The organism is Mesorhizobium ciceri biovar biserrulae (genome assembly GCF_001618845.1).
Taxonomy (GTDB): Bacteria; Pseudomonadota; Alphaproteobacteria; order Rhizobiales; family Rhizobiaceae; genus Mesorhizobium; species Mesorhizobium ciceri.
Map to the genome: position 1 here is coordinate 5672428 of NZ_CP015064.1, position 22631 is coordinate 5695058.

Below are 22631 nucleotides of genomic sequence, written 5' to 3' on the forward strand. Positions count from 1 at the left end.
GCCTGTTCTTGAATTTCACGAGCTGCGTCGCAGCCAAGTGTCCCCGCCCGGGGTCTGTCCGCCGTACCCCATGCTACTGCGTGCCGGCGGTCGCTTCGCCCAGCAGTTTCTGGATGGTTGCCTGGTCGGCTTCGACCGGCTTGACCTCATCGCCTTCCTTCACCAGTTCCTGGCCGGCAACGATGATGCGCGCATCGGCAGGGATGCCGCCAAGCACCAAGCCGGTCGGCGTGTCGTCGACGAGGTCGATGGGGAAGAACGCAACCTTGTTGTCCTTGCCGACGGCACGGATGCCGAGGTCGCCCTTGTCGCCGAGCGTCACCACCGAGCGCGGCAGCAGCACCGCATCGGTCGGCAGCGCGCTGAGTGCGATTTCCGCCGTCATGCCGGCCGGCACGGAGCCGTCGGCATTGGGGACGGCAACCTCGACGCGGAAGGTGCGGGTCGCCGAAGAGGCGTCGCGGCTGATGTAGCGCACGGTGCCTTCGACGGTCTGGCCGCTGACCAGCCGTATGGTGGCCTTGTCCCCGAGTTTCAGGTAGCCGAGATCGCGCTCGCTGACTTCGCCGCGGGCAATCACCGGATCGAGCTTGAGGATGGTTGCCACCTCGCCGCCCTGCATGATGGAACTGCCAAGTTCCACCGGCACCCGGTCGATAACGCCGTCGAAGGGCGCCTTCACCTCGTTGCGGTCAAGTTCGGCCTGTGCCGTTTCCAGTTGCGACTGCGCCGAGGTCAGGTTCGAGCGCGCGGTGTCGAGCTGCAGCTTCGGCAGATTGCCGGTCTTCATCAGCCGCAAGGCTGCGTCCAACTCGGCCTGGCGCTGCACCACCAACTGCTTTGCATTGTCGACCATCGAGATCTTTTCTTCCGCCGCAAGCATCAGCACCAGATCCCCCGTCTTGACGTGATCGCCTTGCTTGACAGGCAGCTTGTCGATGACACCGGCGACGCGCGTCGCCAGCACCGCCCGCTTGTCGGCTTCGGTCAGCCCGGAAATGCGGATGGCGCGTGCATAGGTCTTGCGTGGCGGCGTCACCACCGCAACGGTGCGCAGCGGTGCCTTCGGCTCGGCTTCAGCCGTCTTCGGCTTGGCCGCGTCCGGCGCCTTGGCCTGTTCGGCTTCGGCTGCCTTGGCTTTGTTGGCGGCTACGCTGCCGACCGACGAAAACTCGCCTGTCGCCATCCACGCCGCGAAACCAATGAGCACAACAATGGCTGCAAGCTTGTGAAACCTGATTCTCGGCATCGTCGTTGTTTTCCACTGCGGGTTCGGCCAGCGTCCTCATAACGCGGGCGCGTCGCCGATATGGGTGCGCGCCAAGCCGTGTTCAATTTGCCGTGATCGGCGAAGCGCGCTTCTACATCAAAGTTGCACCGCAATATAGTCTGAAAGTTGCAAGATCATTGCCCCGGCGGACAAGATGCGCCCGCCGCGGCCCAGTCTTCGATCGCTTGATAGGTCGCTTCGGCAGAGCCCGGAGCCGGTTCACGATCCGGCCCCGGCGCCCAGCCCCAGGCGATCAATCTGTCGTCGCGAACATGCAGCGCGATGTCCTTCAAGCTGCGGTTGCCATTGCGCAGGGGATCCTTGATCTGGGCGCAGATTTCGGCCGAGGATTTGCCGAACCAGGCCATCTCGGCCGGCGCCAGATGCCAGTTCTCGGCCCCGGGCGGCCCGTGCAATGCCTTGGAATTGCTGGAGAAATGGCAAGCCGTGCAGCGCAGGCCCGGATTGCCGAAGCCCGACCCGTCAGCACCGCGCTGGACATTGAAGGCGTGAACGCGCGTACCGCGATAGTGCGCACCCGACCATCGCGGCCGGTCGTCCGCGACATGACAGTCGGCGCAGCGCGGATGCGAGAACACCGCATAGACCTTGTCCCATTCGGACAGGCCTTTCGCCGCGTCGACGGTCGCCGGCGCCGGCGTCTGGCTCTCTTGCGCAATCGCAAACGGCGCTGCGAGCACGAGCATGGCAGCAGGCGTCAGCATGATGAGGAGCTTCTTCATGCGAAGGCCACCGTTTTCGACAGCGGCAGCGTGCGGATGCGCTTTCCGGTGAGCGCGAAGATGGCGTTGGCGAGTGCTGGAGCCGCCGGCGGTGTGCCGATCTCGCCGACGCCGCCCATCTTGTGGAAATTTTCCAGGATGGCAACTTCGAAGACCGGGCACTGGAAGATCCGCATGGCATCGAAATCGTGGAAGTTCGACTGTTCGACCATGCCGTCGGCGAAGGTGATTTCCTGACCCATCGCCGCCGAAAGGCCGTAGATGGCGGCGGAAATCAACTGCGCCTCGATGATGCCGGGATCGAGCGCGGTGCCGACATCGGCGGCGATCCAAACCTTCTCGATGCGGATGCCGGCCGGCGTGTCCGCCACCTGAACGATCTCGCCGACCCAACTGCCGAAGGACAGCGTGAAGGCCATGCCCTTGGCCTTGCCGGCGGGCAGCGCCTCGCCCCATTTCGCCATCGCGGCGACTTTCTCGACCACCTTCACCGCCGAGGGATAGGCGGCCATCAGTCTCTTGCGCATCTCGACCGGATCGATTTTTCCGGCGACCGCGATCTCGTCCATGAAGCCCTCATGGAAGAAGCCGTTGACCGAACTGCCGACCGAACGCCAGGAGCCGACAGGGATGGAGACCGGCGCCGCGATACCCCTAACCCGGTAATTCGGGATCGTGTAGGGCTGGTCATAGGCGCCGTCGACAATGGTCTTGTCGGGACCGAGCGGCGATACCGAGGGGAACAGCCGGCGCAGCGTACCGGCAATCACCGATGGCGAGGCCATCTTCATGTCGACCGCGATCGGCATGCCATCGTCACCGAGCCGCGCCTGGAACTTGCCGATAGCAGCCGGCCGATAGGCGTCGTGCCGCATGTCTTCTTCACGCGTCCAGGTCACCTTGATCGGGCGTCCGCCCGTCTCCTTCGCCATCAGCGCGGCACACAGCGCGTAGTCCATCTCGACGCGCCGGCCGAAACCGCCGCCCATGAAGGTGGTGTGCACATTGATCTTGTCCTGCTCGATGCCGACCGCGTTGGCGCAAAGCTGCCGCACCAGGGTCGGCGCCTGGTTGCCGCACCAGATGTCGAGCGCACCGTCCCTGAACTGTGCCGTGGCGTTCATCGGCTCCATCGTCGCATGCGCCAGATAGGGCACGGCATAGTCTGCCTCGATGATGCTTTCGCGCGGCGCGTCGGCAAAGGCGGTTTCGACATCGCCATTGTCGCGCATCACCGACCCCTTGGTGGCAAGCGCCTGCTTCAGCACATCTGAAATGGCGGCGCTGCTGAGCGGATATTCAGGATCGGACCACTGGGCGTCGATCGCCTCGGCCGCCTTGAATGCTGCCCATGTATTATTCGCGATGATACCGAAGCCATGGCCGTAATTCGTCTCGAGCGGCACGATCTTGATCACCCCAGGCATTTTCTCGGCTTTGGAGAGGTCCGCCTTGACCGGCTTCGACCAGAAGCGCGGGCTCATCTTGACCGTGCCGTAGACCATCTCCGGCAGCCGGACATCGATGCCGAAGATCGACGCCCCGGTGAGCTTTGCCAGCATGTCGATGCGCTTCTGCGGCTTTCCCAGCAGCTTCCAGTCGGCCCGGTCCTTGAGCCTGACTTCGGCCGGCGGCGCCATCGCGGCGGCAGCCGCGGCGACCGCGCCGTAGGTCAGCGATTTGCCCGACGCCTTGTGCAGGATCGAACCGTCGGCCGTTTCCAGATCGGCCGCCGCGACACCCAGTTTTTGCGCTGCCGCTGCGACCAGCATCTGCCGGGCAGCGGCACCCGCTTGCCGCATCTTGTCAAAACCGTCGCGTGTCGAAGCCGAACCGCCGGTGCCCTGCAGGGCAAGGAATTTGCCGACCACACCGAGACCGGAACGCACCGCCTGCGCGGTCAGGCTTTCATCGAAGAAGGCGAACGGACCGCCCTCCTCGAGGATCGCGGCGTTGTAGTAGGCATGGGATGCCGGTCCATGCTCGACCATGACCCGGTCGAGCCCGACGTCGAGTTCCTCTGCGACCATGGCCGCAAGCGTCGTCGAAATGCCTTGCCCCATCTCGGCGCGCGGCGCGACGATGGTGATGGTGTTGTCGGCGCCGATTTTCACATAAGGGTTGAACGTCGCCTCGCCCTTGCCAAGCTCGGCCTCGAGCGGGTTCGGGAACGGCTTGCGATAGTAGTAATAGCCGACGGCAACGCCGCCAGCGACAGCGGCAGCGCCAATCAGAAACGTGCGGCGGGCGATCTTTCCGACACTGGCCATGGTCAGAGCCCCGCCGTCTTGAGCGCCGCGGCCTTTTTGATGGCCGAGCGGATTTTGGGATAGGTGCCGCAGCGGCAGAGATTGCCGCCCATGGCGTTGTCGATGTCGGCATCGCTGGGGTCGGCGACTTCATCGAGCAGCGCCACCGCGCTCATGATCTGGCCGGCCTGGCAGTAGCCGCATTGCGCGACCTGTTCCTCCAGCCATGCCTGCTGCACCGGATGCAGTCCGCCTGCCGTGCCGATGCCTTCAATGGTGGTGACAGCGCCGCTGACCTGCCCAACTGGGAGTGAGCAGGAACGCACCGGCTGACCGTCGACATGCACAGTGCAGGCGCCGCAGGCGGCGATGCCGCAGCCAAACTTTGGCCCGGTCTTGCCAATGAGATCGCGCAGTGCCCACAGCAGCGGCATGTCCGGATCGGCGTCGATATCGAATGACTGACCGTCGACGGTGAGGCGCATGGGGATACCCTTTGTTGTCGTCCACTGCCAAGGGCGAAGCGGCCTCCCGGCCGTTTCGCTCCGATACAGATTGACAAATTTCGTCATTTTGTCAATTAGGATTTTGCAGGATAGAATTGCTCGATGAACCAGATCGAAGACATCGCCACCGCCGATCCCAAACGCGCCCGTATTCTGGATGGCGCGATGAAGGTGTTTTTGGCCTATGGCTTCTCGCGCACCACCATGGACGACATCGCCCGTGCCGCCGACATGTCGCGCCCGGCGCTCTATCTCCTGTTCAAGAACAAGACCGACATTTTCCGCGCCATCGCCATGATGATCCTGTCGCGCTCGGTCGAGGCGGCAAGGTTTGCCCTATCCGGCGACGGCCCTTTCACCGAGCGCATGATGCGAGCCATCGATGAGGCCTTTATCTCGATGATGAGCGCGGTCGTTGCCTCGCCGCACGGCGCCGAATTGCTGGACATGAAATCGAGCCTTGGCGATCTGGTGGGCTGCTGGCGCGGCGGGCTTGGCCAACACATCGGCGCCGCGATAGAGGGCGAGGCAGCCAGGAACGGCGTCGATCTGGCGGCCAGGGGCCTGTCGGCGCAACTGCTTGCCGACATGCTGCTCGACGGGCTGGAAGGCATGAAGGCGCGGATCAGAGATCCGGAAGGGCAGCGGCAGGCAGCCGCTGCCCTGATCAGGGTGATCGACCTGACCTTGAAAGCATGATTGCGGACCAATCGATGCACATCGATTGGTCGCTCAGGCGCGCCGGCGCTCTGCCTCCGGGTTCTTGCGGGCCGCAAGAAATTCCTTGACCCGCCGGCCGGGTGCCGGACCGCGTACCGGCTTGAAGCCGTCATCCAGTTCGCCGGAGAGATCGAGCGTCGGTCGCTTGCCGACGGCGTCGTAATTCTCTTCCAGCCAGTCGCTGGCGGCGGTGCGGCCGAGATCTCTAAGATAGGTCAGGAACGCCCATTCGGCATTGACCTTCGAGGACGCCGACAGGTCCTTGAACGCCTCGTCGGCATCGATGCGGTGCATGCGGATGTCGCGGTACTCGCCATGCGGCAGACGGCCGGCGGCGATCAGCTCCTTGACGAAGGCAATCGAGCGGAATTCGCGCAGCAGCCCGGCGTTGAAGGTGATCTCGTCGATGCGGTTCTGGATCTCGTTGGCGCTTCTTGGTGTTCCCTCGCGCACCACCGGATTGATCTGCACCAGAAGCACGTCCTCGGTCGCAGCCGTCTTGAAGAACGGATAAAGCGCCGGATTGCCGCCATAGCCGCCATCCCAATAGGGCACGCCCTTGATCTCGACGGCGCGGAACAATTGCGGCAGGCAGGCCGAGGCCATCACCGTATCGAGGTCGATCTCGCCGTCGGAAAACACGCGCAACTGTCCGGTCTCGACATTGGTCGCCGAGATGAACAGTTCCATCGACTTGCAGGCGCGGACGTTCTCGAAATCGATCTCCTGCTGCACCACGTCGCGCAGCGGATTGAGGCCGAGTGGGTTGGCGACATAGGGCGAGAACACCCGCGACATGGTGTCGAAGAAGAGATAGCCGGGCGTGTTCTCGATCGACCAGTTGCCCCAGGCGACGTCCCACGGCATGCGCTGCACCGGGCTGAACCGCCCCTTGGCCGCCACCGCGCGCCAGAAATCGTCAAGTTTTTGCCGCGCGCCTTCGACACCGCCGCGCACATATCCATCGGCCAGCGCCACCGCGTTCATGGCGCCGGCGCTGGTGCCGGACACTGCTGATATCTCCAGCCGTCCGTCCTCCAGCAGCCGGTCGAGCACACCCCAGGAAAAGGCCCCGTGTGAGCCGCCGCCCTGAAGCGCTACGTTGATCTTCTTCGTCTCCTCCGCCTTGCCGTTCTTGGTCATGGCGTCGTCCTTGATCTATCCCTTTGGGTGGATGAGAGAGTTTTGCGCCTCACGCGGCGGTCCAGCCGCCGTCGACCGACAGTTGCGTGCCGTTGACCTGCGCCGCCGCGTCCGAGCACAGGAACACCGCCGCTGCCGCGATCTGCTCCACCGTGACGAATTCCTTGGTCGGCTGCTTGTCCAGCATGACCTCACGGATGACGGTCTCGCGGTCCATCTGATGGGCTTTCATCTGGTCGGGGATCTGCGCCTCGACCAGCGGCGTCAGCACATAGCCGGGACAGATGGCGTTGCAGGTGATTTTTTCGCGCGCCAGTTCGAGCGCAACGGTTTTGGTCAATCCCATGATGCCGTGCTTGGCCGAGACATAGGCCGATTTGAACGGTGACGCGACCAGGCCATGCGCCGAGGCGATGTTGACGATCCGGCCGCCGCCGGCCTTTTTCATCAGCGGGATGGCGGCCGCGATGGTGTGGAACGCCGACGACAGGTTGATGGCAATGATGGCGTCCCATTTCTCGATCGGGAACTCTTCCACCGGCGCGACATGCTGGATGCCTGCATTGTTGACGAGAATATCGACCGAACCGAATGTCTCGGCCGCCTTGGCGATCAGCGCCCGGCATTCGGCCGGCTTCGACATGTCGGCCTTGATATAGGCCGTCTTCGCCTTGTGCTGTCTGGCGATCGCGTCCGCGACGGCGTGGTCGGCAGCCGTGTCGGAGAAGGAGTTGACGACGACATTATGGCCTTCGGCCGCCAGCGCCTGGGCGATGGCCAGGCCAATGCCCGATGTGGAGCCGGTGATGACTGCGGTTTTTCTGGCGGCCAAGGTCGAAATCCTCTGGTTGCGGCAAGAGCGATCTTATGTTGCAGTGCAGCATATATGCTCAATGCGACGCAATAACAGCGGCCAGAATTTTTCGACGAGATGAAATTTTCGTCATGAGCGGCCACACGGCCGCCCACCAGGAGGATCCTGATCGGATCGGTGTCGCTCGCCAGGCGCCGAAAGAACCTCAGGCGACCAGGTCCGGCACCGGCCCGATATAGCGCGACTGCGGTCGGATCAGCCGTCCAGTCGTCTGCTGTTCACGCGCATGCGCGATCCAGCCGGCCACGCGCCCGGCGGCAAAGACATTGCTGAAAGCTTGCGGCGGAAAGCCCGCCGCTTGCAGCACCAGCGCGGTGTAGAACTCGACATTGGTCTGCAGCGAACGCTGCGGCTTTGCGATCCTAAGCACCTCGAGCGCCCTTTGCTCGACGGTCTCCGCAAAGGCCAGCCGGCGACCGGTTTCGCCCTCGCCGCCGAGTTGCCGCACCACGGCCTTCAGCACATCGGCGCGCGGATCGCGCACACGGTAGATGCGATGGCCGAACCCCATGATGCGCCTGCCCTGCGCGATCTCGTTGCGCAGCCAGCCGGCGGCATCGCCATGCGCCTGGATCGCATCCAGCATCTCGATGACGGGGCCAGGCGCGCCACCATGCAGCGGCCCTTTGAGCGCGCCAAGCCCGGCCAGCACAGAGGATGTCTGGCCGGCCTGCGTGGAGGCGACCACGCGCGTCGCAAAGGTCGATGCGTTGAGGCCATGGTCGCAGACGGTCACCAGATAGGTGTCGAGCGCTTTTGTGAGCGCCGGCGAGGCGACGCGGCCGCTCAGCATCCTCAGCATGTCGGCGGCATGATCGGCGCGGCTGTCCGGCGCGATCGGCTGCTCGCCGCGCCGCAGGCGCAGCAGCGCCGGCGTCAGCACGGCGGGCGCCGCGATCAGCAGCAAGGCGTCGGTCAAGGTCTCGCCATCCGGCAGCAGCGCCATGCCGGCGCGCATGGCGCTGTAGACATCGAGCGGCGCCAGCAAAGGCAGCGAGGGCAAGAGCCGTTCGAACACGTCCGCACGCGCCTGTCCCAGCGCCCGCGTCAGTTGCGCATCATCGGGAAGGTCGTTGAAGAAGCCGTCGAGCAGCAGCCTAACCACCTGGGCATAGTTCCAACGGCCGGCCAGTTCCGGCAGCGAATGACCTCGGATCGTCAGACGGCCGCCAAGACCATCCACATCGGAAAGCACGGTTTCCGCCGCCACCACATCATCGAGCCCATTCGCCATAGCCTGTCTCCTTGAAGCATTTCCGGATCGGAGATAGAGATGGGCAACGTTTCCATCAATCTTGATCAATAGAATCAATATCAGGGCTCGATATGTCCGAGTGGTTGTCCCGGGAAGAGGCGCTGGAGAGACTCAAGGTGCGGGCGCAGACGCTGTACGCCTATGTCAGCCGTGGGCGCATCGGCATGCGGCCCGACCGCGCCGATCCGCGCCGCAGCCAGTACCGCGCCGACGATATCGCCGCACTGGCGACCCGCCGGGCGCGCGGCCGCAGCCCGTCAGTCATCGCCGAAAGCGCCATCGCCTGGGGCGAGCCCTCGATCGTAACGGCGATTTCGACCGTCTCGCACGGTCGGCTCATCTATCGCGGGCAGGACGCCGCAGTGCTCTCCGGGCACGCCACACTGGAAGAAGCCGCCGCCGTTCTCTGGGCTTTGCCGAAACCGGTGGCTTTCGAAGCAGCGTCGCCGGACGCACCCCATCAAGCTGGCCGAGCCTCGGCCTTTGCGCAACTTGCCGTGCTTGCCGGCCAGGGGCGCCCGTCGCTCGGGCGCAGCGCCGCCTCGCTGCATGCCGATGCCGCGCACGCGGTCGGCGTGCTGGCCGCCGCGCTGGGCGCACCGGCGGGGTCAAATCCCGTCCATCAGCGGCTTGCGCAGGACTGGTCGGTGGATGCCGGCCGCGCCGATGCGATCCGCCGTGCGCTTGTCCTGCTTGCCGATCATGAACTGAATGCGTCGACCTTCGCCGCGCGCGTCGCAGCCTCGACCGGCGCGCCGCTGGCCGCTTGCCTGCTGGCAGGGCTCGCGACGCTGTCAGGCCCGCGCCATGGCGGCGCCGGCGAGGCGGTGATGCAACTGGCGGAGGATGCGGCGCGGCATGGCGCCGATGCGACGATCCGGCGCTGGCTCAGCCATGACCGGCCGCTGCCGGGGTTCGGTCATCAGCTCTATCCTGACGGCGACCCCCGCGGGGCGGCGCTGCTGTCGGTGATCGAGGTTGACGGCACACTATCGTCGCTGCGCGACGCTGCCTTTGCGGCGACCGGCGCGCTTCCCAACATCGACTTTGGGCTGGCCGCGCTGACGCGCAGCCTAGGCTTGCCGCGCGATGCACCGTTCCGCCTGTTCGCGCTCGCACGCAGCGTCGGCTGGGCCGCGCACACGGTCGAACAGATAACAAGCGGAAGTGTCATCCGGCCGCGCGGCCGCTATGAGGGCGTGCTGGTGTAAGGCCGCAAGAACGCCAGGCGCTCAGGACATCGTGTCGAGCTTGCGCTGCATGGCCGCGATCTGGTCCTTCAGTTCCTGAAGATCGTCGGGCTTGTCAGGCGTTTCCTTCCTGGCCGGCTCGGGCGACGTCGCAGCGGCTGGCGTGGAGCCCGCAGGCGGGAACGGCGTGAACAGCCGCATCGCATTCTGGAACATTTCCATGTTGCGCCGTGTCTGTTCCTCCAGCGCCTTGATCGGCGTGGTGATCTTCATCATGTCGAGCGGCGACTTGCCGAGCGCCCCCTTCATCTGCTCGCGAAAGCGCTCCTGCTCCTTGGAAAAGGCAAGCATCGACTGTTCGAGGAAGCTCGGGACGATCATCTGCATCTGGTCACCGTAATAAGCGATGAGCTGGCGCAGGAACGGGATCGGCAGCATGTTCTGCCCGTCCTTGTTCTCCAGTTCGAAGATGATCTGGGTCAGCACCGGATGCGTGATGTCGTCGCCGGTCTTGGCGTCCTGGACGGTGAACTCCTCGCCCTTCTTGACCATCTCGGCGAGGTCCTCGAGCGTCACATAGGTGCTGGTGCCGGTGTTGTAGAGGCGGCGATTGGCGTATTTCTTGATGATGATCGGATCGTCTTTAGCGGCCATCTACATCCTCCCGGGGACACCGGCGCGCCTCTGAGTAAGCCGCCGATAACGATTGTGCCTTTTTTGAGGATATGCGCAAAAGCCTCACAATTCCAAGCAGTTTGTGCAGTGCGGGATCACTAAATGCTGCATAGCAGGCAAAATATGCTGCGCAGCAATGGACGAATGGCCGCCATGGCAAGGCATGGCCTGCTTGCGGCGCATGGGCGCCATGCCCATTTCCGGTTTGACTTGGGGTTGGGAAAGGGCAAGAAAAGTCCCCAACGACAGAACAACACCCTTGAAGTCTGGAGAAGAAAATGTCCGCTTCCATCGTCATTGCCAGTGCGGCGCGCACGCCGGTCGGGTCCTTCAACGGCGCCTTCGCCGCCACCCCGGCGCATGAGCTCGGGGCCGTCGTCATCAGGGAATTGCTGTCACGCGCCGGCGTCGAACCAGGCGAGGTCGACGAGGTTATCCTCGGCCAGGTGCTGACCGCCGCGCAAGGCCAGAACCCGGCCCGCCAGGCATCGATCAATGCCGGCCTGCCCAAGGAAACCACCGCCTGGGGCCTCAATCAGGTTTGCGGCTCGGGCCTGCGCGCCATCGCGCTCGGCATGCAGCAGATCGCCATCGGCGATGCCAAGGTGATCATCGCCGGAGGCCAGGAATCGATGTCGCTTTCGACGCATGCCCAGCACCTGCGCGCCGGCGTCAAGATGGGCGACTTCAAGCTGATCGACACCATGATCAAGGACGGGCTGTGGGACGCCTTCAACGGTTACCACATGGGCAACACAGCCGAAAACGTCGCGCGTCAGTTCCAGATCACCCGCGAAGACCAGGACCAGTTCGCGCTCGCCTCGCAAAACAAGGCCGAGGCCGCGCAGAAGGCCGGCAAGTTCAAGGACGAGATCGTCGCCGTCACCATCAAGGGCAAGAAGGGCGACACCATCGTCGACCAGGACGAATACATCCGCCACGGCGCCACGATCGACGCCATGACCAAGCTGAAACCGGCTTTCGACAAGGACGGCACGGTAACCGCCGCCAACGCCTCCGGCATCAATGACGGCGCCGCCGGCGCGCTGCTGATGAGCGAAGCGGAAGCGGTGAGGCGCGGCATCACCCCGCTGGCGCGCATCGTGTCCTGGGCAACCGCCGGCGTCGATCCGCAGATCATGGGCACCGGACCCATTCCCGCCTCGCGCAAGGCCTTGGAAAAGGCCGGCTGGTCGGTCGGCGATCTCGACCTGGTCGAGGCCAACGAAGCCTTTGCGGCGCAGGCCTGCGCCGTCAACAAGGACATGGGCTGGGATCCCTCGATCGTCAACGTCAATGGCGGCGCCATCGCCATCGGCCATCCGATCGGTGCGTCCGGCGCTCGCGTCTTCAACACGCTGGTCTTCGAAATGCGCCGGCGCGGCGCCAAGAAGGGTCTCGCTACCCTGTGCATCGGCGGCGGCATGGGCGTCGCCATGTGTGTCGAAGCACTCTGAAGAAAGTCACTAAACGGGCGGCGTGCATGCATGTCGCCCAAAAGTGCGCAGCGGTTTTGGGAACACCGACATGCATAAAACCAAACATCTGAAGCGCATCGCCTGAACCTACTTCAGCGCGACGCGCTTTAGCCGCCCGTTCTGTATCCAGTGCCTGCCAAGCCCGACAACAGGGCGATATCAAAAAAGGGGAAATGCATGACCAAGGTAGCAATCGTCACAGGCGGATCGCGCGGCATCGGCGCGGCGATCTCGATCGCATTGAAGACCGTCGGCTATTCGGTTGCGGCGAACTATGCCGGCAATGACGCCGCAGCGGCGAAATTCAAGGCCGAGACCGGCATTCCGGTCTACAAATGGTCGGTCGCCGACTATGATGCCTGCGCCGCCGGCATCAAGCAGGTCGAGGCCGATCTCGGCCCGGTCTCGGTGCTGGTCAACAATGCCGGCATCACCCGCGACGCCATGTTCCACAAGATCACGCGCGAGCAGTGGAAAGAGGTCATCGACACCAACCTGTCCGGCGTCTTCAACATGACGCATCCGCTGTGGAGCGGGATGCGCGACCGCAAGTTCGGCCGCATCATCACCATCTCCTCGATCAACGGCCAGAAGGGCCAGGCCGGCCAGGTCAACTATTCCGCCGCCAAGGCCGGCGATATCGGTTTCAGCAAGGCTCTCGCCCAAGAGGGGGCGCGCGCCGGCATCACTGTCAACGTCATCTGTCCCGGCTATATCGCCACCGAGATGGTCAAGGCGATCGACGAGAAGGTGCTCAACGAGCGCATCATTCCGCAGATTCCTGTCGGCCGGCTCGGTGAGCCCGAGGAAATCGCGCGCTGCGTCGTCTTCCTCGCATCCGAAGATGCCGGCTTCATCACCGGCTCGACCATCACGGCCAATGGCGGCCAGTATTTCGCCTGACGACGGCGATGTAGGCGCAGAGATCGACGGGCCGGCGCGCCGGCCCGTTTTCGTTGGCGCTATGGTCCTTCGAAGTGACAGCACGGCTGCTGACCCAATCCGGCACGCAGAGGTTAACAGCGGCCCGGCCGGCCTGTGCGAAACCTGCTTCCAAGCCTGTGGATTCTCGGTGGATAAGCTGTTCACAACACAAGATATTGGGGTGAACAAAACGGGAAAATTCCGCTATCGCTGATTCGTCGCCGATTCGTTCCGGCTTTGAGCTGAACGTTAACGACGACAGCCTGAATCCCCTGCCAATTGCTTAACGCGGATTAAGAAAGATCAACAAGTTCATAGCCTTGGTCGAGGCATGCCAAGCCACTGTGATCGTTTATCGGCAAAGGTTAATGGCAATGCCCTCTTAGCACGAAACGGGCCAGTTCAGCGATTCAGCATGTGGTGCGTGTCGCGGCCGTGAAATCCACATATAGCCGTGAACAAAAGCTGAATCTGCAGGAGTCACTGATTCGTCGCCGATTCGTTCCAGACTCGTTCCATCCGTTAATCCGCATCTGATTGAGAGCTTGACAGAACCACCTTCTGGCTGCCGACGGAACATTCCGCTTTCGCTTCGCGCCCGAAATCCCTATGTGTCGCCTGTCATACGCGCCCATTTGAGGCACGCTCCCGACAACCAGAGGCCAGAAGCCTTATCTCCAGGTCCCGGAAGCCTTATTCTAGGTTGATGAACATCCAGCCCAAACACACTGAGCCGCTGATCCTGTCGGGCCGCGACGTGACCGCCGTGCTCGGGCCGACCAACACCGGCAAGACCCATCTCGCCATCGAGCGCATGGTGGCGCATGAGAGTGGAATCATCGGCCTGCCGCTCAGGCTTCTGGCGCGCGAGGTCTACGCCCGCGTCTGCGAAAAGGTCGGCGCCCACAAGGTTGCGCTGATTACCGGCGAGGAAAAGATCCAGCCACCGGGCGCCAAATATTCGGTCTGCACCGTCGAGGCCATGCCGCGCGAGACCGACGCCGCCTTCGTCGCCATCGACGAGGTGCAGCTCGCCGGCGACCTCGAGCGCGGCCACATTTTCACCGATCGCATCCTGCACCTGCGCGGCCGCCAGGAAACGCTGCTGCTGGGCGCCGCCACCATGCAAAGTATCCTGCAGCGCCTGCTGAGGGGTGTCTCGGTGGTGACGCGGCCGAGGCTGTCGCATCTTGCCTATGCCGGCTCCAAGAAGCTGACCCGCCTGCCGCGGCGCACGGCGATCGTCGCCTTTTCCGCCGACGAGGTCTACGCCATCGCCGAGTTGATCCGCCGCCAGCAGGGCGGTGCCGCCGTCGTGCTCGGCGCGCTCTCGCCGCGCACCCGCAACGCCCAGGTGGCGCTGTTCCAGTCCGGCGATGTCGACTACCTCATCGCCACCGATGCCATCGGCATGGGTCTCAACCTCGATCTCGACCACGTCGCCTTCGCCCAGAATCGCAAGTTCGACGGCTTCCAGTATCGCAATCTGACGGCGGCCGAGCTTGGCCAGATCGCCGGCCGCGCCGGCCGGCATCTGCGCGACGGCACGTTCGGTGTCACCGGCCAGGTCGACCCGCTGGACGAGGATCTGATCAAGAAGATCGAAGGCCACGACTTCGACCCGGTGAAGGTGCTGCAATGGCGCACCGCACATTTCGACTTTGCCAGCCTCGACGCGCTGAAGCGCTCGATCGAAACCAACGCCCCGGTCGAGGGACTGACACGGGCATTGCCTGCCGTCGATGCACAGGCGCTCGAGCATCTGTCGCGCGACGAGGACATCCGCGCACTCACCACCAATGCCAAGCGCGTGGCGCTGCTGTGGGAAGCCTGCGCGCTGCCCGACTACCGCAGGATCGCGCCGGCCCAACATGCCGATCTCATTGCCTCAATCTACACGGACCTCGCACGCCACGGCCATGTCGACGAGAATTACATGGCCGAGCAGGTGCGCCGCGCCGACACAACAGAGGGCGACATTGATACGCTCTCGCATCGCATTGCCCAGATCCGCACCTGGACATTCGTGTCGAACCGGCCCGGCTGGCTGGCCGATCAGGCACACTGGCAGGAAAAGACGCGCGAAATCGAAGACAGATTGTCGGATGCGCTGCATGAGCGGTTGACGAAACGCTTCGTAGACCGCAGGACTTCCGTCCTCATGCGGCGCCTTAGAGAAAATACCATGCCTGAAGCCGAAATTAGTTCTACCGGAACCGTCCTTGTCGAAGGCCACCATGTCGGCGAGCTGCAAGGGTTCCGCTTCACCGCCGACCAGACCGCCGGCGGCGAAGACGCCAAGGCGGTGCGCACCGCTGCCCAGAAGGCGCTGGCCGCCGAGTTCGAGGCGCGCGCCGAACGCTTCGGCGCCTCGGCCAATGGCGATATCGCGCTCGGGTCGGATGGCACGCTGCGCTGGATCGGTGCGCCGATCGGCACGCTTGTATCAGGCGAAGACGCGCTGAAGCCGCGGCTGGTGCTGCTGGCCGACGAACAGCTGACCGGCCCGGCGCGCGACAAGGTCGCCGCGCGTGCCGAGCGTTTCGTCAATTTCCAGATCGAGTCGCTGCTGAAGCCGCTGGTCGACTTGAAAAACGCCGACCAGATTTCCGGCATCGGCCGTGGCATCGCCTTCCAGCTGGTCGAGAATTTCGGCCTCATCAACCGCCGCGACATCGCCGAGGAGATGAAGTCGCTCGACCAGGAAGGCCGCGCAGCCCTTCGCCGGCTTGGCGTGCGCTTCGGCGCCTACCATGTCTTCGTGCCGGCGCTGATCAAGCCGGCGCCTGCCGGGCTGGTGACGCTGCTGTGGGCGCTGAAGAACGACGGCAAGGACAAGCCAGGTTTTGGCGACGTGGTCCATGCGCTCGCCTCGGGTCGCACCTCGGTGGTCATCGACCCGGCCTTCGACAAGACCTTCTACAAGCTTGCCGGCTACCGCAATCTCGGCCGTCGCGCCGTGCGCATCGACATCCTGGAACGGCTGGCGGATCTGATCCGCCCGGCGACCAACTGGAAGCCCGGCCTCGGCCAGCGCCCGGACGGCGCCTATGACGGCCAGTCCTTCATGGTGACGCCGCCGATGATGTCGATCCTCGGCGCCACCGCGGACGACATGGAAGAGATCCTCAAAGGTCTCGGCTACCGTGCCGAGCCGAAGCCGGCCGTCGAGGTCAAGGCGCGGCTCGAAGCACAGGACAATGCCGCGCGCGAAGCAGCGATGGCGAAGCTTGCGGCGGAAGAGGCTGCACGAGCCGAGCAGACCAAGGCGGCGGACGCCGCAGCAGAGGCAGCAGTCGAAGGGTCGGAGCCGGCATCGGACGCAGTGGCCGTTTCGGAAACGGCGACCGAAATGACCTCCGACGCCGCGGCGGAACCTGCTGCGCCTGCCGTGGGAGAACAGGCGGACGCTCCGGTCGAAACCGTGCAAGACGAAGCGCCTGTTGCCGAGGCTGCTGCTGAACCGGCACCGGTTGAACCGCAGGCAGAGGCTGAAGCTGCCGAGACTGAAGCCGCAGCGGCAGAAGAAGTTGCACCGGCCGAGCTGGTGTCAAATGCCGCGCCGGCAACGGACGCCGCGCCGGACGAACCCGTGACGGTGACTGAAGCAGCCACCGGGGAACCCGCCCCGGAAGCCGAAGCGCCAAAACCCATCCTGTTGTGGCGTCAGGGTCGTTTCGAACAGCGCCCGCGCAACCGCGACGACAACCGCAGGAACAATCGCCCACGCAACGGACAAGCGCGCGGCCGAAGCGATGCGCCTGCGGACGCCGGCGCACCGGCCGCCGCTGCACCCGGAGAGCGTCCGGCCCATGAAGGACGGCGCGATGGAGCCGGCAAGCCGCGCTTCGACCGCTCGAAGTTCAAACCCAAGCCGCAGGCCGAAGGCGAACAGCGACGTGACAGGCCGCAGGGCGAGCGTCCCGACCGCCGCGAAGGCCGTCCCGACTGGAAGGGTGGCAGGCCGGATGGCAAGGGTGGTCCGCAAGGCGGCAAACCCGCCTTCCAGCCGAAGCCGCGCGAGGAGCGTCCGGTGCGTTTCGATCCGGATTCGCCCTTCGCCAAGCTCGCCGCTCTGCGCGACCAGTTGAAGAAGTAGAACCCGGCTCGCTTCGATGGTTGCCGAAGGCCGCCAGCGCATCGACAAATGGCTGTTCTTCTCCCGCGTCGTGAAATCGCGCTCGCTGGCGGCAAAACTGGTCGTCGCCGGCCGGGTCCGCATCAATCGCGACAAAGCAGCGCAGGCCTCAGATCAGGTCAAGCCAGGCGACGTCCTGACCATCACGCTCGAGCGGCGCATCTTCATCTGGAAGGTCCTCGGCGCGGGTGCGCGACGCGGCCCGGCCGAGGAAGCCCGTACGCTCTACGAGGATATGTCGCCACCGCCCGCACCGAAGGGCGAAGCCCCTCCCGATGCAATTCCGGGGCTGCGCGAGGCCGGCAGCGGCCGCCCGACCAAGAAGGAACGTCGCCAGACCGACCGATTGCTCGGCGAAGATTGATGCCTGGCGTCCAAAAACAGGCGGCGCTTGCCAGGATAACCACGTGTTTGAAGCAAAACTGAACCCGGCAAACAGGAAGCCCTGCATGAGGTCGCCGGCCTCTGGGGCGCCGGCTGCCTGGAATTCCATTTCGAAACGCTGATGCCGACAGGAATGGCTGCCCTTGCAAGCAGCGGCCAAAGGCGTTACCTGACGGAAAAAGCCCAACAAAATGGGACGTCCCGGAGCCGACCGATGACCTATGTCGTGACCGACAATTGCATCAAATGCAAATACATGGACTGCATCGAGGTCTGTCCGGTCGATTGTTTCTACGAAGGCGAGAACATGCTCGTCATCCATCCCGACGAGTGCATCGACTGCGGTGTTTGCGAGCCGGAATGCCCGGCCGACGCGATCAAGCCCGACACCGAGCCCGGCCTCGACAAATGGCTGCAGGTCAATACCGAATACGCCGAGAAATGGCCCAACATCACCGCCAAGAAGGAACCGCCGGCAGACGCGAAATCCTTCGACGGCGAGGCCGGCAAGTTCGAGAAATACTTCTCCGCCGAGCCCGGCGAAGGCGATTGACAATACGGCCGCAGAGGCCGGTATTACGCAGGGTAAGAGGCACGTCACATTAACCGGCTTGACAGCCGGCGCCGGGTTGTGGCCTTCGCGTATGCAGCAAAACCTTGATTCTTCCGACTTTTTGTGTTACATCAGCGAAACATGCCGGTGACACAACGTCGATTTATGGCGCAGACGCCCCAAATCACTGAAAGGTGAAAATCCCATTCGGACCAGAGCGATCTGGGCCAGGCGGTCGCGATGTTGCGGTTTGCCGGTCCGGCTTTTCCGATGGGTTCATCTGTTGTGCGGCTAACGGTCGGTTTCTCCGATCGCGCGAGTTCGGGCCGGCAGGACGCCGGTACCACAACAAGGAGTTCAGTGCGCAATGGCAACGATCACCCCGCAGAAGAAGTCCACCGCTGCGCGTCACGGTTTCAAGACCGGCGAGTACATCGTCTACCCGGCGCATGGCGTCGGCCAGATCGTCTCGATCGACGAGCAGGAAGTTGCTGGACACAAGCTGGAACTGTTCGTCATCGACTTCTCGAAGGACAAGATGCGCCTGAAGGTGCCGGTCGCCAAGGCGACCTCCATCGGCATGCGCAAGCTGTCGGAAGAGGATTATGTCGAGCGCGCGCTGAAGGTCGTGCAGGGCCGCGCCCGCGTCAAGCGCACCATGTGGTCGCGCCGCGCCCAGGAATATGATGCGAAGATCAATTCGGGCGACCTGATCTCGATCTCGGAAGTCGTGCGTGACCTCTACCGCGCCGACAACCAGCCGGAGCAGTCCTATTCCGAGCGTCAGCTCTACGAGGCGGCGCTCGACCGCATGGCCCGCGAGATCGCGGCCGTCAACCGCATGTCGGAAACCGAAGCCGTGCGCCTGATCGAGGTCAACCTCAACAAGGGCCCTAAGCGTGGCGCCAAGGCCGACAATGAAGAGGCCGAGCAGGAAGAAGCTGCCTGATCTTTCTCACCTTTCGAGAAATCCTGCCAGAAACGATTGGAGGCTCCGGTTTGACCGGGGCCTCTTTTGCTTTCGGGCGGCAGCTTCGATGTTGGTAGGCCCTGCGCACCAGCGTGCTGCATCGCGGCTTGCCGGCGCGCCGAGCCGTCGAGCGCGCGTTTTCGTTTTAACGTGTGTCGCCACTTATCGCCTTGCCGCCAAAGCAGACCGCGGCAATGGTCTCGCGCAATTCCTCGTCGGCGATCGGCTTGTGCAGGATGCGGCTGCCGCTGGCGCTGATCTCCTTGAGGCGCGCCGGCGACGTATCGCCAGTAATGATGATGGTCGGGACAAGCCGGCCGATATGGGCGTGAAGCGCACGGATCGCGTCGGTGCCGGTGGTGTCATTCTCGAGACGGTAGTCTGCGATGATCAGGTCGACCGGCGCATCGCCGGCAGCCAGCGCCGCCGTATGGGCCTCCTGCGCCTCTGCGGCGGAGCGGCCGGGATAGACACGATGTCCCTCCAGGCTGAGCAAGCGCACCATGGCATCGAGAACGTCGCCCTCGTCCTCGACCACCATGATGCCGGCGGCACTGCTGGCCGGCGATGTCGTGTCGACCTCCAAGCGAGCTTGCACCGCGCCGGCCTTCGCGACGGTGATGGAAAACAGGGAACCGCGCCCGGACGTCGAAGCCAATTTCAGGGGGTGCCCCAACAGCTCGGCGGTGCGGCGAACGATGGCGAGCCCGAGTCCCAAGCCTTGCGTGCGGTCCCGCGCCGGGTTCTGCAACTGCACGAACTCCTCGAAGACCATCCCCTGCTGATCGGCGGGGATGCCGGGGCCGCTGTCGAGGACCTGTATCTCCACACATGCGCCGCGCCGGCGACAGCCCAGCAGGACACCACCTTGCTTGGTGTAGCGAAGGGCATTCGAGACCAGGTTGTTGAGGATGCGCTTCAACATCATCGGGTCGCTGTCGACGTAGAGACTGCTGTCTACCACGCGCCACGTAAGTCCGCGTTGTTTTGCCTCGGCGGCGAATTCATTGCGAAGATCACCAAAGAGGTCGCGCAGCGGCACCGCCTCGCTCGCGACCGTGACGATGCCCGCATCGAGCCGCGAGATATCGAGCAAAGCGTTGAGCAGCCCACTGAAGTTGCTGACAACCGATTTCGCCCGGCTGGCCAGATCGCGCGCCTCGCCGGAGGGTACGTCGCCGCGCTGCCCCAATATGGCAAGCGTCGAGACCAGCAGGCTCAGGGCATGGATCGGTTGGCGCAGATCGTGACTCGCCGCCGCCAGAAAACGCGTCTTGGCACGGTCGGCGGTCTGCGCCCTGTCGCGTTCCTCTTGCAGGTGCTCGACCAGCGTTTCGTTCTCCAGTCGCAGGCTGACGGTTTCGCGCAGCATGCGGTAGGTGATACGGCAGTAGTAGAAATTGATCGCCACCAGCGATGCGAGCAGGAACAGGAAGGCGCCGGAAATATCGCTTTGGGTGGTCAAGCAGCGCAAGGCGACCGGCACCACCGTGGCCAGGATGGAACCGACCAGCGCCGGCGGAAAGGCCGACAGCGACGGCACCGTACCGCAGACGAGACCAGTCAGGACGATGACCGTGAAGGACAGCACGATCGGCGCCTCGGGCATAAAGCCGACCCAGCCAAGCACCCCCCACAGAAGGCCCGACATACAGGAAAACGCCGTGGCCAGCCATGCCCAGCGCAAGATCGAGCCGCGATCCCTTGAGCGGCTGAAAAAACGGCGCGACGCCAGCACCCGGATAGCCGTCAGCAGATACAGCGCCGCCAGCCAGCCGGTCAGCCAATTGGCGGAAACGGCCATTCTCAGAACATAGACCGCCGCCATCGAGATCACGATGTTGGAGATGACCACGCCGTAGGAATTGCGATACAGGAGTTCGACCAGGGCCTGGCGTATCTTGTCTTCCTGCATCGAATCCCTCCAATTGTCCCAAGTAATTCTCCGGCCGGTCTTCCCAGGTACCGTTGATCTACCGGCAACCTGTTTCGCATAAGTTGGCGATCGATCCATATACGCCGCTGCAGCCCTGGATGGTGCCCCGATGAACCGCTCGCTCACCGCCATACTCGCCGACGACCATGCCATCGTGCGCGAGGGGCTGAAGCTGCTTATCTCGGCTATGGACAATGTCTCGGTCGTCGCCGAGGCTGCGGATGGCGAGGCGCTGCTTGGCCAGCTGCGAAGCACGCGCGCCGACCTTTTGATCCTCGACCTCGGCATGCCAGGTGTGACCGGGATGCAGTTTATCGCCACCATCAGGACCTTGGCGCCACGCCTGCGGATCGTGGTGCTGACGGCCAATGTCGAGCCGAGGACAGTACGCGCCGCGCTCAGCGCCGGCGCCAACGCCTACCTGACCAAGGATGGCGATCCCGAGGAACTCGGCGCTGCCATCGAAGCGGTCAAGAACGGAGGCACCTATCTGGCGAAAACCGTTCGCTTCGCGGTCAGCGATATAGGCAGGGACAGCGAGCCGATAGCCGCGCAGGAAATCCTGTCCCCGGTACCGCTGACGCGGCGCGAACGGCAGATCCTTCAACTGGTGGCGCAAGGCATGATCACGCGCGACATCGCCGAACGACTGGGCATCAGCCTGCCGACCGCTCGCAAACATCGCGAAAATCTGATGGGCAAGCTCAGTCTCCACAACACCGCCGAACTGACCGCCTACGCGGTTCGTCTGGGATTGCCCACCGGCTGATATCGCAGCCGCTACAATGGGCAACCCGGCAACGTCCCCTTAACCATCGGCAGATTAGCCAAACCCGATCATCATCCAAATACGGCATCCGTCGTATGTTTTCGGCCTGCCCCCCGGCCTACTCCTCCCACGGCTTGATCATGGGAGGAGCTGTCATGCCATCGCTGGATCTCTGGATTCCGTTCGCCCTCGCAACGCTCGCCTTCGCCTGCATGCCAGGACCGGCGATTCTCTACATGACAGCGCAGACGCTGGCCCATGGCCGTCAGGCGGGATTGATGGCGGCACTGGGTGTCCATCTTGGTTGTTACGTGCACATCCTGGCCGCGGCGGTCGGGCTCGCCGCACTGATGGAACACGCGCCGGTCGCTTTCTTGGTGATCCGATGGGCGGGCGCCGCATATCTCATTTCGCTGGGCCTTGCCATGTTCCTGGGCTGGAACCGGATGGGCGAGGATGGTGCCAGGCCGGCCCCGAACACATTTCGCGACAGCATGGTCGTCGAGATCCTCAATCCCAAGACGGCACTGTTCTTCCTGACCTTCCTGCCGCAGTTCGTGGATCCGTCAGCCGGCATGGCCGTCGGGTTGCAGTTCCTCATCCTCGGCATCATCGTCAATCTCATCTTCTCGATGGCCGACCTTGCGGCGGTCGGCATCGCCTCGCTCGCCGTTGGCCGGTTCACTGGCGCCGGATGGGTGATCCCCAAGACATGCGGTTCGATCCTCATCGGACTTGGCGTGGCGCTCGTCAGCCATCATATCTGAACCTGCAAATGAAGAGCCGCGATTTCGGGGGAGATCTGACGGTGAAATTTCAGCGGCTGCTGGCGGCAAGGCCCGATATGCCGAAGG

General features: G+C 63.9%; 19 protein-coding genes. 10 read left to right on the forward strand and 9 right to left on the reverse strand.

From position 1 onward, the window contains the following. Positions 1-73 precede the first annotated feature (73 nt). The 4 genes from A4R29_RS26775 to A4R29_RS26790 all read right to left on the reverse strand — a co-directional run bounded on the left by A4R29_RS26775 (position 74) and on the right by A4R29_RS26790 (position 4747). Positions 74-1249, reverse strand: a complete 1176-nt coding sequence (locus A4R29_RS26775; RefSeq protein WP_082827499.1) for an efflux RND transporter periplasmic adaptor subunit — start codon at positions 1247-1249, stop codon at positions 74-76. A 155-nt stretch (positions 1250-1404) separates the two neighbouring features. Further along, the gene (locus tag A4R29_RS26780) at positions 1405-2013 is read right to left on the reverse strand and encodes a hypothetical protein (RefSeq protein ID WP_063173228.1); all 609 of its coding nucleotides are present in this window, start codon (positions 2011-2013) and stop codon (positions 1405-1407) included. Beyond that, the gene (locus tag A4R29_RS26785; RefSeq protein WP_063173229.1) at positions 2010-4283 is read right to left on the reverse strand and encodes a xanthine dehydrogenase family protein molybdopterin-binding subunit; all 2274 of its coding nucleotides are present in this window, start codon (positions 4281-4283) and stop codon (positions 2010-2012) included. The genes A4R29_RS26780 and A4R29_RS26785 overlap by 4 nt, the downstream gene beginning before the upstream one ends. Positions 4284-4285: 2 nt before the next feature. Continuing rightward, the gene (locus A4R29_RS26790; protein ID WP_013529191.1) at positions 4286-4747 is read right to left on the reverse strand and encodes a (2Fe-2S)-binding protein; all 462 of its coding nucleotides are present in this window, start codon (positions 4745-4747) and stop codon (positions 4286-4288) included. Between the two features lie 123 nt (positions 4748-4870). On the opposite strand from A4R29_RS26790, the gene A4R29_RS26795 reads away from it, so the two are divergent. Further along, positions 4871-5467, forward strand: coding sequence for a TetR/AcrR family transcriptional regulator (locus A4R29_RS26795; protein WP_063173230.1), 597 nt, complete (start codon positions 4871-4873; stop codon positions 5465-5467). A gap of 33 nt (positions 5468-5500) precedes the next feature. On the opposite strand, the gene A4R29_RS26800 is transcribed toward A4R29_RS26795, so the two are convergent. From A4R29_RS26800 to A4R29_RS26810, 3 genes are all read right to left on the reverse strand, one after another. Next, on the reverse strand, positions 5501-6631 hold the full coding sequence (locus A4R29_RS26800; protein WP_027162499.1) for a patatin-like phospholipase family protein: 1131 nt from the start codon (positions 6629-6631) through the stop codon (positions 5501-5503). A 49-nt stretch (positions 6632-6680) separates the two neighbouring features. Further along, the gene (locus A4R29_RS26805) at positions 6681-7463 is read right to left on the reverse strand and encodes a 3-hydroxybutyrate dehydrogenase (protein ID WP_082827500.1); all 783 of its coding nucleotides are present in this window, start codon (positions 7461-7463) and stop codon (positions 6681-6683) included. Between the two features lie 187 nt (positions 7464-7650). After that, complete coding sequence (locus A4R29_RS26810) at positions 7651-8739, reverse strand: citrate synthase/methylcitrate synthase (RefSeq protein ID WP_063173232.1); 1089 nt, start codon at positions 8737-8739, stop codon at positions 7651-7653. 92 nt (positions 8740-8831) lie between these two features. Between A4R29_RS26810 and A4R29_RS26815 the strand changes: the two genes are divergently transcribed. Further along, positions 8832-9971 carry a citrate synthase gene (locus tag A4R29_RS26815; protein ID WP_027162501.1) on the forward strand — a complete coding sequence of 380 codons (1140 nt, stop codon included), beginning with the start codon at positions 8832-8834 and terminating at the stop codon, positions 9969-9971. 21 nt (positions 9972-9992) lie between these two features. Here the strand turns inward: A4R29_RS26815 and phaR are convergent, their stop codons facing one another. Beyond that, the gene (phaR, locus tag A4R29_RS26820; protein ID WP_013529185.1) at positions 9993-10604 is read right to left on the reverse strand and encodes a polyhydroxyalkanoate synthesis repressor PhaR; all 612 of its coding nucleotides are present in this window, start codon (positions 10602-10604) and stop codon (positions 9993-9995) included. 299 nt (positions 10605-10903) lie between these two features. Here phaR and A4R29_RS26825 point away from each other — a divergent pair, with 299 nt between their 5' ends. The 6 genes from A4R29_RS26825 (at position 10904) to A4R29_RS26850 (ending at position 19051) form a co-directional block, all read left to right on the forward strand. Then, positions 10904-12082 (forward strand): acetyl-CoA C-acetyltransferase, encoded by a 1179-nt coding sequence (locus A4R29_RS26825; RefSeq protein WP_063173233.1) that lies wholly within the window; start codon positions 10904-10906, stop codon positions 12080-12082. 198 nt (positions 12083-12280) lie between these two features. Beyond that, positions 12281-13006, forward strand: a complete 726-nt coding sequence (gene phbB / locus A4R29_RS26830) for an acetoacetyl-CoA reductase (protein ID WP_013529183.1) — start codon at positions 12281-12283, stop codon at positions 13004-13006. Between the two features lie 727 nt (positions 13007-13733). Next, the gene (locus A4R29_RS26835) at positions 13734-17126 is read left to right on the forward strand and encodes a helicase-related protein (RefSeq protein ID WP_063173234.1); all 3393 of its coding nucleotides are present in this window, start codon (positions 13734-13736) and stop codon (positions 17124-17126) included. Positions 17127-17142: 16 nt separating this feature from the next. After that, on the forward strand, positions 17143-17529 hold the full coding sequence (locus tag A4R29_RS26840) for an RNA-binding S4 domain-containing protein (protein ID WP_013529181.1): 387 nt from the start codon (positions 17143-17145) through the stop codon (positions 17527-17529). Positions 17530-17763: 234 nt separating this feature from the next. Further along, a complete protein-coding gene (gene fdxA / locus A4R29_RS26845; protein WP_013529180.1) occupies positions 17764-18102 on the forward strand; it encodes a ferredoxin FdxA in 339 nt (112 codons plus the stop codon). Positions 18103-18469: 367 nt separating this feature from the next. After that, entirely contained in the window at positions 18470-19051 is a 582-nt protein-coding gene (locus tag A4R29_RS26850) for a CarD family transcriptional regulator (protein ID WP_013529179.1), read from the forward strand. A gap of 166 nt (positions 19052-19217) precedes the next feature. Here A4R29_RS26850 and A4R29_RS26855 read toward each other — a convergent pair whose 3' ends face one another. Beyond that, positions 19218-20987, reverse strand: a complete 1770-nt coding sequence (locus A4R29_RS26855) for a hybrid sensor histidine kinase/response regulator (RefSeq protein ID WP_063173235.1) — start codon at positions 20985-20987, stop codon at positions 19218-19220. 130 nt (positions 20988-21117) lie between these two features. Between A4R29_RS26855 and A4R29_RS26860 the strand changes: the two genes are divergently transcribed. Together A4R29_RS26860 and A4R29_RS26865 are read left to right on the forward strand one after the other, a co-directional pair. Continuing rightward, complete coding sequence (locus A4R29_RS26860; protein ID WP_063173236.1) at positions 21118-21777, forward strand: response regulator; 660 nt, start codon at positions 21118-21120, stop codon at positions 21775-21777. Positions 21778-21932: 155 nt separating this feature from the next. Further along, positions 21933-22544 carry a LysE family translocator gene (locus A4R29_RS26865; protein ID WP_024502939.1) on the forward strand — a complete coding sequence of 204 codons (612 nt, stop codon included), beginning with the start codon at positions 21933-21935 and terminating at the stop codon, positions 22542-22544. Positions 22545-22631 lie beyond the last annotated feature (87 nt).